Annotated in this window: 12 protein-coding genes; 3 read left to right on the forward strand and 9 right to left on the reverse strand. The window is 34.3% G+C overall.

Annotated elements, in window-relative coordinates:
- Nucleotides 1-62 precede the first annotated feature (62 nt).
- The gene (locus tag X928_RS06505; RefSeq protein ID WP_103065462.1) at nucleotides 63-830 is read right to left on the reverse strand and encodes a ZIP family metal transporter; all 768 of its coding nucleotides are present in this window, start codon (nucleotides 828-830) and stop codon (nucleotides 63-65) included.
- Between the two features lie 357 nt (nucleotides 831-1,187).
- Here X928_RS06505 and X928_RS06510 point away from each other — a divergent pair, with 357 nt between their 5' ends.
- Nucleotides 1,188-1,802 (forward strand): DUF4897 domain-containing protein, encoded by a 615-nt coding sequence (locus X928_RS06510; protein WP_103079015.1) that lies wholly within the window; start codon nucleotides 1,188-1,190, stop codon nucleotides 1,800-1,802.
- 26 nt (nucleotides 1,803-1,828) lie between these two features.
- Nucleotides 1,829-2,605 carry a DUF6115 domain-containing protein gene (locus X928_RS06515; protein WP_103079016.1) on the forward strand — a complete coding sequence of 259 codons (777 nt, stop codon included), beginning with the start codon at nucleotides 1,829-1,831 and terminating at the stop codon, nucleotides 2,603-2,605.
- Here the strand turns inward: X928_RS06515 and prmC are convergent.
- The 8 genes from prmC to X928_RS06555 all read right to left on the reverse strand — a co-directional run bounded on the left by prmC (nucleotide 2,586) and on the right by X928_RS06555 (nucleotide 10,259).
- A complete protein-coding gene (gene prmC / locus X928_RS06520; protein ID WP_103079017.1) occupies nucleotides 2,586-3,392 on the reverse strand; it encodes a peptide chain release factor N(5)-glutamine methyltransferase in 807 nt (268 codons plus the stop codon). The genes X928_RS06515 and prmC overlap by 20 nt on opposite strands.
- Before the next feature lie 9 nt (nucleotides 3,393-3,401).
- Complete coding sequence (locus tag X928_RS06525) at nucleotides 3,402-3,707, reverse strand: metal-sulfur cluster assembly factor (RefSeq protein ID WP_012209465.1); 306 nt, start codon at nucleotides 3,705-3,707, stop codon at nucleotides 3,402-3,404.
- Nucleotides 3,708-3,720: 13 nt separating this feature from the next.
- Nucleotides 3,721-4,728, reverse strand: a complete 1,008-nt coding sequence (locus X928_RS06530) for a peptidyl-prolyl cis-trans isomerase (RefSeq protein WP_103079018.1) — start codon at nucleotides 4,726-4,728, stop codon at nucleotides 3,721-3,723.
- A 13-nt stretch (nucleotides 4,729-4,741) separates the two neighbouring features.
- Nucleotides 4,742-5,368: a ribonuclease HII gene (locus X928_RS06535; RefSeq protein ID WP_103079019.1), complete on the reverse strand. Its 627-nt coding sequence runs from the start codon at nucleotides 5,366-5,368 to the stop codon at nucleotides 4,742-4,744.
- A 24-nt stretch (nucleotides 5,369-5,392) separates the two neighbouring features.
- Nucleotides 5,393-6,343 (reverse strand): ABC transporter permease, encoded by a 951-nt coding sequence (locus X928_RS06540; RefSeq protein WP_103077847.1) that lies wholly within the window; start codon nucleotides 6,341-6,343, stop codon nucleotides 5,393-5,395.
- Nucleotides 6,340-7,416, reverse strand: coding sequence for an ABC transporter permease (locus X928_RS06545; protein ID WP_103077943.1), 1,077 nt, complete (start codon nucleotides 7,414-7,416; stop codon nucleotides 6,340-6,342). The genes X928_RS06540 and X928_RS06545 overlap by 4 nt, the downstream gene beginning before the upstream one ends.
- Before the next feature lie 39 nt (nucleotides 7,417-7,455).
- Nucleotides 7,456-9,042 (reverse strand): ABC transporter ATP-binding protein, encoded by a 1,587-nt coding sequence (locus tag X928_RS06550; protein WP_103077848.1) that lies wholly within the window; start codon nucleotides 9,040-9,042, stop codon nucleotides 7,456-7,458.
- Between the two features lie 116 nt (nucleotides 9,043-9,158).
- Entirely contained in the window at nucleotides 9,159-10,259 is a 1,101-nt protein-coding gene (locus X928_RS06555; protein WP_103077849.1) for a BMP family lipoprotein, read from the reverse strand.
- A 158-nt stretch (nucleotides 10,260-10,417) separates the two neighbouring features.
- On the opposite strand from X928_RS06555, the gene X928_RS06560 reads away from it, so the two are divergent.
- The coding region (locus X928_RS06560; RefSeq protein ID WP_146026644.1) for a transposase at nucleotides 10,418-11,193 on the forward strand (776 nt) is incomplete at its 3' end.

The following is an 11,193-nucleotide window of genomic DNA, read 5'->3' on the forward strand; positions in this document are numbered from 1 at the left end:
TATAGTGTTTTTAAAAACTCTAAAATACGGATTTTGAAAATTAACTTATCAAAAAATATTTTTTAGCCCAATGCTACATCGAGGACCAGCATCAGCAAAAATCCAAAAATCAGTGAGAAAGTAGCCGTTCTTTCGTATCCGTGAGAATGTGTTTCTGGGATTATCTCATCGCTGATAACGTACAGCATAGCCCCTCCCGCAAATGAAAGAAAAAAAGGTAAGGCTGGTTTCATTAAGACCACTAGAGATGCCCCAAGTAAACCTCCTATAGGTTCGACTAATCCTGTCAAAAAACTCCAAAAGAAACTTTGTTTTCTTGAATAATTTGCTTTAATTAAAGAGAAAGCTGTCGCTGTCCCTTCTGGAATATTTTGTAGTCCTATAGCAACTGCTACAGTAATACCATTAGCAATCATTCCACCACCAAAACTCACCCCTACAGCCATTCCTTCCGGAAAGTTATGGAGTGCTATTGCGATAACGAACAACCATATCTTCTTTAAACGGGCTAACTCAGGTCCTTCATGTCCCTTTAAAAAATGTTCATGAGGGGAGAAGGTATCCATTAATTCAATAGTAAGTGCGCCGAGAAATATCCCTAAAATAGTTATTAATATTCCACCCGTGTCTAAAGATGGAATTATAAGTGAAAAAACAGTAGCTGCGAGCATAACACCGGCAGCAAATCCTAAAAACATATCTAAATTTTTTTCGCTTAACTCTTTTTTGAAAAACAATACTGGAATAGCTCCAATTGAAGTAGCAAGACCAGCGATCAGACTTGCTAGGGTTCCAAATATCCATATTTGAGAACTGGTTAATTCGTTCATCTTAGCCCTCCTTGTAGGTTGTTTTTTTAGTTTTGTGAATTTAGTGAAGAATATTAATTTCAAAAGCTGATTAATATTCTTTCAGGAAGAAGCTTTTTATCCCACAACAATTCTTAATTATAATATCTCTGTTTTGTGCAGATATTACAACCGATATAACTTTAAGTTAGAATTACGATTGCAACTTCTTGTTATATTTGATATAATTTAATGATTCTTCGGGGAAGGCTAGGGGGTGAAAGGGAGAAATCTGTACGGGGTATTGACTAAATTTTTGTACCTTTAAAAAAAACACTTGATTTATGTTATAATAAAAAATAATCAACAGGTTAAAGATCATTTATTAGGAGGAATCACATGGCTAACGATCAAAAACAAAAAAGGGGTAATAGCTTTAATTTCATAATCATAACATTAATTTTCTTTGCTGGGTTAGCTATTTTTCAATTTTTTATGTACAGAAATCTTCAGCCTCAGTTTCAAGTAATATCAAGAGATATTACATTTACTATTTACGAAGACCTTTCCGTGGATTTTGCAACCAAAGTAGAAATACTAACAGAAAACGAGAGAGATTACGAAACCTTGGTAGAAGGGTTTAACACCCCCGATGAAGAAAAGCTTTCTCTTTTTCAACAATCTTTGGATAATTTAAAAGAACAAATCCCAAGAGATTTTGTGGTTTTATCTTATGAGTCAACCGTAAATTCCAATTCTCCAAGGATTTATGTGAATGAAACGGTTAAATTGGAAGGGTTGGTTTATAGAAATGATAGAGGAAATATTGAATTTTCTCTTCCTGGACAACTTTTAAGTGCTCAGAATGAGGAAGTAACTGTAAGTATTCATTATCCTTATGGTTGGGAAGTCTTAAGTGTAAATCCTACTCCCACTTATATAGACCAGAATGTTATAGGCTATTCCTACACTGGGGCATTAGGTTATCCCACGATAGAATTCCAATCTAAATAGACTATCGTAAAAATGGGGGAATTGTAATGGTTATTTTATATTTATTAGTTGTCCTTTCTCTCACAATATCAATTGTTAATATTTTTCTTATGATCCGTTTAGGGCGTTTTTTGCAAGAAAACGATGCAACAGAGAAAAAGCATGAAAATTTAGAAGAAGATAAGAACCTTTTCTTAGCAAGATTTCAAAAGATAACCTCCACAAGGTTAAGGGCTTTAGATAATAAAATAGAATTGGTTGATCAACTTATGAAAGATTTAGATGATGCTTATGCTAAAACTTTTTCATTGTTGACAGATTTAGAAAGGAAATTAGATTCGTATAAGAGACAAGAAATTGAAACTAAAGTCCAAAACACAAAAAACTTAGAAGATCAAAAGGATAATAAAAATCAAAAAGAGACAGTTGAAAAAGACGATAGACTAAGGGTTTACGAGCTTTCAAGAAAATTAAATATATCAAGTAAAAAGTTGGTTGATTTTATTAACACAAATACCGATTTGGATGTTTCTAACCATTTGGTAAAGTTGACACCAGAAGAAGAAAAAATGATATTTGAAAAAATCAAAGAAGTTCCCAACATCTCGTCAAAGAAAGAAAATATTCCATCAAATATCGATATGGCTAAAGATAAAAATATAAATATAAGTAAAGATAATGCTAACTATAAATACGACAAAACTGAAAAAATTCTTGATTTGTCCAAAAATGGCTATACCCCTCAAGAGATAGCTAAGGAATTGAAAATTGGTGTAGGTGAGATAATGCTTGTTCTAAGTTTGTTTAATAATAAGGAGAAATAAAGATGAATCTTTCTTTCTTAAAAGAGTCAGGCAAAATTTGAACTTTTCCTATTGTTGATAGAATTTCAGCCGTTTTTTTTACAGTAAATTCACTGGTTTCGAACAAGAGATATTTAGATTTTAAAAGGTGAGAATATTTAGATATCTTTTTAAAAAAACTTTGACCATCGTATCCCCCATCAAGGGAAATTCTAGGCTCATATTTTAAAAAACGATTTTGTTCTATAAAAGAAGTTTCCACATATGGAGGATTTGAAATTATCAATTCTACTTCTTCAATGTCTTTCAAAAATGGATCTAAGCAATCACCAATTTTAAATTCAACATTGACACCTAATCTCTGAGCGTTGTATTGAGCTACTTTTATCGCAGCTTCTGAAATATCAGAAGCCTGAACCTTAATTTTTGGTAATTGCTTTTTTATCGAGATGGCTATCGCACCAGAACCTGTCCCTATATCAATTACATGTTTTATATTTTTATTTTTTATAAGATTGACTGCTAATATTACTAAATCTTCAGTTTCTATCCTAGGTATTAGTACATTTTCATCTACAAAAAACTCATTTCCTAAAAAAAGAACTTTTTTGGTAATGTATTCTATAGGATACCCTTCTTTAAGATGTTTAAGTAAAAAATCGAAAGTTTGGTGAGAAATTTCTACTTCTGAATCTTTAAGAAAAAAAGATATATCTTTATCTTCAATTTTTGATAATATTTTCAATATACGAAAGGGGGAGATTTTAAACTCCCCCTGAATTTTACTTAATAACTCTGTTATCTTCATTATCTTACCTCAAATTCCCAAAAGATTTCTAACTTCTTCACTCGCCATCTGCGGATCCCAGGGGGGATCAAAGGTAAGTTCGATATCTACATCGTTGATTTGTTCTATTTCTTTTACCTTCTCTTTTGCATTTTCAATTATTAAACCGGCCAAAGGGCACATTGGGGTGGTTAATGTCATCAATATGTGAACGTTATTGTTCTCATCTATATCTACCTTGTATATCAAACCTAATGAAACGATATCGAATCCAATTTCCATATCATAAACCTCTTTCAGAGCATTTATGATTTTATCTTTTTCTATATCAGGCATGAGTAAGCCTCCTTCAAAACATATCAGAATTGAGAATTATTGAAGATTCTTCTTGAAATTTTTGGAATTCAGTTGGTAAAACTTTATCAAAATATTCTTGAGCTTTTTTGTCTTTTAAGTTAAAAATTATTTGGTCTTTTGCTTCTTCAAAAGTTAACTGTTTTTCTGGGTATTTTCGTTCTATTTTTAAAAGAGCATATGTACCGTTTTGCGAATCATACAAAAGAGGCGTTGTAATAAATCCTGGAGGATTGCTTTTTACAGTTTGTACAATCGAATTTGAATCATCTTTAAGATTTATTCTCATAGAGGTAGCTGAATCAGTTTGTTCAAATACTTCATCATATGTGTAATAACCTTCAATAATACGATTGTATGTGTAAGAAGCATCTTCTGTGCTATTGAATATAATTAGCTTTATATCAGCTGCAGGATCAGATTTATAGATGGCTTTGTTATTTTGATATTCCTTTGCAATTTCTTCGTCGGTTACTTCTGCCTCTTGAACAATTTTAGTATAAAGCGCAGCTATAGAATTATTGTATAATGTTGAATAATACGCATCTTCTAAATAATTTGTTTTTGAAGTGTAACCTAAGGCGAGAAGATAATCTTCTATTTCTTCGTCAGGTATTCCAACGTCTTTAAAGGCTTTTGAAAAGTTTTCTTCGATGTTATTCCACGTTTGTTTGCGTTGTAAATCTATGTTTTTTTGTTCGACGAATTGTATAAAAAGAACTTGATTGACTATTTTTAAAGCTTGATCTTCTAAATATGTATTCATGAGTTCAACACCTGTAGCTGTTCTTGTTAAAACAGAATAAAACTCGGGATAAGAATTATAAATATCTGACAAAAGGTAAACTATTTGAGATCTTGATATTAATAGTTCTTCATTAAGTGTTTCTTCATTAACTTTTGCAAAGGTTGCTTGCTCCAATGGTTGATAGATTATTTTTGGATAAAGAATAGTTGAAATTAGAAATACAAAAAATAACAATAGTTGAGCTTTTTTCGTCAAGATATTTGCCTCCTCATAAAATTCCTTCTTCGATGAATCTCTTAATAGGATTAAATGTTTTTCTATGCTCTGATATTATACCATACTTTTTTATGCTTTCAATGTGTTTCCTGGTAGGATAGCCTTTGTGGTTTATAAAGCCATAATTAGGATATATTTCATGTAGTTGATTCATATATATATCTCTTTCGTATTTTGCTACAATAGATGCAGCTCCTATTAAAGGAGATATTTGATCGCCTTTGATTATGCATTCGTAGTTATAATCAAGTTTGAAGAACTTTCCATCGATGATTGAATAATAATCGTTCAGATTTTTTCCCACCACTTTTTGCAATAATTTCATAATTGCTAGTTCAGTCGCCTTGAATATATTTATTTGATCTATTAAATCTGAAGTTGAAAAATTACTATAATATTTAAAATTTTTCGTTATTTGAAAGTATCTTCTCTCTCTTTCTTTTGAAGATAACGATTTTGAATCTCTTCCAATTTTTGCTAATAATTCGCATTCTTTTTTTGATTCTATAACAACAGCCCCCACAAAAACAGGCCCAGCTAATGGGCCTCTTCCAGCTTCATCTATACCAATTATTTTTTTGTACTTATTTAACAAAGCTATTTCAATATTTTCTTGCATATTATCCACCTTTGAAACATACTTTTACTCTTTTTCGTAAGGAACCCCGTCGGCAGCGGGTGCTCTTGTTCTTCCAACAAATCCTCCAACTACGATTATAGTCAAAACGAAAGGCAATAAATTTAGTAAAGCTTTGATTTCTGAAGGAAGAACCATCAAAGTTTGAAGTTGAATATTCATAGCTTCTGCAGCTCCGAAAAGCAAAGCTGCCCACATTGTACCAATAGGATTCCAATTTCCTAATATCATGGCTGCCAAAGCAATGAAGCCTTTTCCGGCTGGCATCTGTTCTTGAAACTGTCCTATATCACCTAGGGCTAGATACATCCCTCCTAATGCAGCGAGCACTCCACTCATTAAAACTCCAAAGTATCTTATCGCCTTAACGTTCACACCTAACGTATCCGCAGCCCTTGGATTTTCACCTACAGAGCGCATTCTTAAACCTAAAGGAGTCTTGTAAAGTAAAAACCACGATCCGATGATGACTACTATAGCAATGTAAAAGAAGGAACTGATTTCTCCGAAGATTTCTCCAATGAAAGGAATATTTTGAATTGCCTCTATTTTTACCGTTGGGATTTTAGCAACAAAGTCTGTTTGACCTTCTTGGCCAAAAATAGGTTTCATTAGAAAACCAGTGAACCCTTGAGCAATCAGAATCAAAGCTGTAGCAGAAACAATTTGATTTGCTGCCCATTCTATGGAAACATAAGCATGAAAGAAGGCCAAAATTAAACCTCCAATCATACCTAAAATCAATCCAATCCAAGGGTTCCCAGTAAGAAAAGTAACAGCCACCCCGATGAAGGCTCCTAATTTCATTATACCTTCTAAAGCAATATTTGTTACGCCGGTTATTTCGCTGTAAACTCCTCCAATTCCAGCAAAAATCAATGGTAATGCAGAAAGAATCGTTAATTTATAAAATAAAGGTGAAGCAAAAGCAGTAAATATAGCTTCAAACCAATTCATTCTTCTTCACCACCTTGAATTGTTTTTGGTGATTTTTTCTTTCCAAGTTGAGTAGCTTTCATGATCCAGGTTCTTATGATTCTATCTGCAGCGACAAAGTATATTATTATTCCTTGTATAACAACAATAATATCATCTGGTACCCCTATAGTTTGCATTGCATTTGAACCAGATCTCAGGGAGGAGATGAGGAAAGCAGCAAAAATAATCCCTATAGGATTGTTTTGGCCGATCAATGCAATAGTTATTCCATCAAAACCTCTATCGCTTGTGAATGCTCCAAAAATCCTATGATGGACAGACATGACTTCTAAAGCCCCAGCCAAGCCAGCCAAAGCTCCTGAAATAGCCATTGTTAGTACTATATTTTTACTTATCGATATACCTCCATATTCTGCTGCATATGGATTGAAACCTACGGCTTTAACTTCGTAGCCGGTTGTTGTTTTCTCCAGTATTATATAAATAGCAATTGCAGCGACTATGGCTATTAAGATACTAGAGGGAATTGTAGATGCTTGGACTGTTAATAGCGCAGGAAGTTGAGCACTTTGTGCAATTTCAGGGGATTTTGGAACGCCTGCGCCTACAGCAAATGGTCCGGCTACCAGATAATTGGTAATATGATAAGCTATCCAGTTCAACATTATGGTACTTATAACTTCATGAGCACCAGTTTTAGCTTTAAGCCAACCGGCTATAGATGCCCAAAAGGCTCCTCCAGCCATACCAGCAACAATGGTCAAAGGTATTGCAACAGCAGAGGGGACATTGCCTAAGTTCAGACCTACCGCTACCGCCATTATCCCTCCCATGGCCATTTGACCTTCGGCACCTATATTGAAAACTCCAGCTCGAAATCCAAAGCCAACTGCTAAACCAGTAAGTAACAAACTAGTCATTTTTGTTATATTGTCAGCCCAGGAAAGCCTGCTGCCAACCGCTCCTTTAATCATGGCTCCATAGGCTTTTAAAGGATTTTGACCTATGGCTAATATTATAATTGCTGCAATTAAAAGTGAAACTACAACTGCTAAAAAAGGTACTAGAAAAGACATCCATCTTGATTTCATAAGTTTTGAGGAAGAAGTCACTTTATTAGCGCCTCCTATTTATAGACTTTTAATTTCTCCAGCCTCTTCCATTAATTTTACTTCATCCAAACTCTTTCCTGCCATCATTAAACCGATCTCTTCTATTGTTAATTGACCATTTTCAAATTCACCCATAGATTTTCCTTCATACATAACCATTATTCTATCAGATAAAGACAAGATTTCTTCGAGTTCCATGGATATCAGTAAAATAGCCACTCCTTCTTGTCTCAAATGTATCAATTCTTTGTGGACGTATTCTATTGCTCCTACGTCTAATCCTCGTGTAGGTTGGGAAACGACTATAAATTTAGGTGAAGTGCCAATTTCTCGCGCGATGATAACTTTTTGTTGGTTTCCACCAGATAAGTTTCCTGTATATATATCAATCTCAGGTGGTCTAACATCAAACTTCTCTATGAGGTCTTTCGAAAAATCTCTTATATCATCAAGTTTTAGGAATCCTCTTTCTGAAAATTGTGGTTTGTCATGAGAACCTAAAATCAGATTAAAATAATTTGGGAATTCATGAACCATTCCTCTTTTTTGTCTGTCTTCAGGTACATGAGCTATGCCTAGCTCCCTTAATTCTTTTACAGATAAATTTGTAACCTCTTTACCTTGGAAATAGAACTTACCACTTTCGATTTTTCTAAGGCCAGTTAAGGCTTCAGCAAGTTCAGACTGTCCATTTCCTGCAACTCCAGCTATTCCTAGAATCTGGTTTTTTCTAACTTCAAAGTTAAGGCCTCTTACAGCATCTAACTTTCTATTGTCTTTTATCCACAAGTTTTCAACTTTCACTAGTACTTCTCCAGGTTCTATTCTTGGTCGATCTATACTTAGAACAACTTCTCTTCCAACCATCATATTTGCCAATTCTGTTTCGTTTGTGTCCGAAGTCTTTACGTTACCAGTAACCTTTCCAAGTCTCATAACGGTGATATTGTCGCTTATCTCTAACACTTCTTTCAATTTGTGACTTATAAAAATAATCGTCTTACCATCTTTTCTTAAACTTCTTAGTATTTCAAATAGCTCTTGGGTTTCCTGAGGGGTCAAGACGGCAGTAGGTTCGTCGAGTATTAATATGTCTGCGCCTCTATAAAGCGTTTTAATTATCTCCACTCTCTGCTGCATGCCTACAGGAATATCTTCGATTTTTGCCTCTACATCAACCTTGAGTCCATACTTTTCAGACAGTTCCTTTACGTCTTTTTTTGCTTTTTTAAAATTAAAAGTAATGCCCCTTTTGGGTTCACTTCCTAAAACAACGTTTTCCGCAACTGATAAATTTTCAACGAGCATAAAATGTTGATGAACCATCCCTATACCATTATCTATAGCATCAGAAGGACCTTTGATATCAACTTTTTTTCCTTTTATATAAATCTCACCGCTAGTAGGTTGGTATAAACCATAAAGTTGATTCATCAAAGTAGTTTTTCCGGCACCATTTTCACCTATTAATGCATGTATTTCTCCTTTTTTTACTTTAAATGTGACTCTATCGTTTGCAACTACCCTTGGGAATACTTTAGTTATCTCTTTCATGTATACTGCATAATCATTTAACTCTTCTTGGATATTTTCGGTTTGAGGCATTTGTAACCTCCTTTCAACTTTAGAAATAAAGGTTTTAATAAACTTTAAAAAAATAATCTACAAAATAGGCGGGATTTTATCCCGCCTCATATTGGAATAAATAAGATATCTTAATATTAGAATGGAAAAACTATATTACTTGCATTGAAAGAACCTAATTCAGCTTCGTTTTGAGGAATATTGATTTTTCCTTCCTTAGCCAGGGATTGTAAATATGCTAATTCTGCTATAACTTCGTTTGGTATAAGTCCCTTGGTGTATTTCATTGGAGAGATTCCAACACCGTCATCAACTATTCCTAAGTTGTTGTGTCCTGCTTGAAAATATCTAGCTGACAAAGCTGAGTTAATACCTTCAAAAGTAGCTACATCAATCTTTTTCGTAATACTGAGTAATACGTAACCTGGTGCCATATAGTCTTGATCCACGTCCACTCCAATGGCAAAGTAACCTTCACCTTTTTCATAATATTTATCTATAACTTGTTGTAAAGGAGCATCCGCTGGTAAACCATAGAAAGACATTCCGGTTTCTTTTGCAGCATCGATGACGCCATTTCCTGTTGCACCAGCACATGCGAAGACTATATCTGCACCGTTGTCATACTGAGAAAGGGTTAACTGTTTCCCTTTTGCTGGATCTTCAAAACTGGCAGCGTAACCGATTAAAACTTGAACATTTGTACCATGAATTTGGTTGTAGGCTTCAACTCCTGCTCTGTAACCTATTTCGTATCTTTTGACTGGAGGAATTTCCAAACCACCAACAAAACCTATTTTACCTGTTTTGGTCATGGCAGCAGCGACGTACCCGCCTAAGAATCCTGCTTCATGTTCTTTAAAGGTGTAAAGGGCTAAATTGTTTGGAATCGTTTGACCTGGAGATGGCTCTATATCTATTCCTATAAAAAATGTATCGGGATATTGAGCAGCGATATTAAATAAAGCATCTGCCATCATAAATCCAACCCCAATTACTACATCTCCTCTTTGAGCGGCGTTGGTTAAATTTGGAATGTAATCAGTTTGTTCCTTGGATATAATTATTTCTCCTTCAACATTAGGAAGTTGTTCCATAGCCATTTGTACTCCTGCCCAAGTGCCATCGTTGAATGACTTATCTCCTAAACCGCCAACATCAGTTACCATAACAACTTTGAGAGCAAAAGAACTTACAAACATTAAACTAATTAAACTAAAAACTAGCAACTTTTTCATGTTTTTCTACCTCCTCGTATAATATGTATACTGTCTTTAGAAACTCTAAAACACGTATTGTAACTAACTTTTAATACCTTCAATATTGTACTTTTACCTCCTCACTGTATAATTTATTTGATACCATATCTTTATTATCTTGTAAGGAGGTCATTCAATTGTCATTATACGGTAACTCTTCTCAACTCTACTTCGATTTCGTCTACTCTGATTATATGAAAGAACATTCTGAATTTAAGTACCTTCTCGATTTAATCGATATGATCGATTGGTCCGTTGTCCCAGATTTCAGTAATAAGATAGGCAGAACAGGGTACTCCCGTCGGGCTTTACTTAAAGCTATCTTCGTTCAGAAGGTTAAGGGGTTTACAGTAAGGGAGTTGATTCACTTCCTTAAGAGTAACCCTTCCTTCGCTAAATGCATCGGTTTCGATCCTATTATCAATTACGTTCCTTCTGAAGCTACTTTCTCTTCCTTTAAGAAGGAGTTTGGTCCTTCTTATTTGGATAAGGTTATCGTTTTTACCGTCCTTAAAGGCATCAAAGAGGGGATCTTTGATACCAGTTATCTTGTTGTTGATTCTTACCCCATTATCTTTAATTCTTTCTTCAACAACAAGAAGAGTCACGGTAAATTCAAAGATTACAAAGAGTACTATCGTTCCCCTTTAGAAGCAAATTTCGGCGTTAAACCTGTTTCTAATTCTAAACCTATCTACGATAAGTACGGTAACCCAAAGAACGCTATGTCTTATCTTGGTTACAAGGCTCATACTATCACTTTCCTAAACGTCCCTATCTTCACCGTGGTTTCCCCTGCTTCTGCCAATGACAAGAATTATGCTTTCATCCTTTTAGAAAAGGTTGTTAAGTATTTGGATCTTAGTGGGTTTAACTTCTTAGCTGATGCCGCATATGATTCAAGCGATCTTTA

It is taken from the genome of Petrotoga miotherma DSM 10691 (assembly GCF_002895605.1).
Classification (GTDB): Bacteria; Thermotogota; Thermotogae; order Petrotogales; family Petrotogaceae; genus Petrotoga; species Petrotoga miotherma.

Bases quoted from the DNA above. Each gene is read 5' to 3' on its own strand.
- X928_RS06555 (WP_103077849.1), bottom strand. From the start codon at position 10,259: ATGAAAAAGTTGCTAGTTTTTAGTTTAATTAGTTTAATGTTTGTAAGT.
- prmC (WP_103079017.1), bottom strand. From the start codon at position 3,392: ATGAAGATAACAGAGTTATTAAGTAAAATTCAGGGGGAGTTTAAAATC.
- X928_RS06505 (WP_103065462.1), bottom strand. From the start codon at position 830: ATGAACGAATTAACCAGTTCTCAAATATGGATATTTGGAACCCTAGCA.
- X928_RS06515 (WP_103079016.1), top strand. From the start codon at position 1,829: ATGGTTATTTTATATTTATTAGTTGTCCTTTCTCTCACAATATCAATT.
- X928_RS06510 (WP_103079015.1), top strand. From the start codon at position 1,188: ATGGCTAACGATCAAAAACAAAAAAGGGGTAATAGCTTTAATTTCATA.
- X928_RS06525 (WP_012209465.1), bottom strand. From the start codon at position 3,707: ATGCCTGATATAGAAAAAGATAAAATCATAAATGCTCTGAAAGAGGTT.
- X928_RS06540 (WP_103077847.1), bottom strand. From the start codon at position 6,343: ATGAATTGGTTTGAAGCTATATTTACTGCTTTTGCTTCACCTTTATTT.
- X928_RS06535 (WP_103079019.1), bottom strand. From the start codon at position 5,368: ATGCAAGAAAATATTGAAATAGCTTTGTTAAATAAGTACAAAAAAATA.
- X928_RS06550 (WP_103077848.1), bottom strand. From the start codon at position 9,042: ATGCCTCAAACCGAAAATATCCAAGAAGAGTTAAATGATTATGCAGTA.
- X928_RS06545 (WP_103077943.1), bottom strand. From the start codon at position 7,416: ATGAAATCAAGATGGATGTCTTTTCTAGTACCTTTTTTAGCAGTTGTA.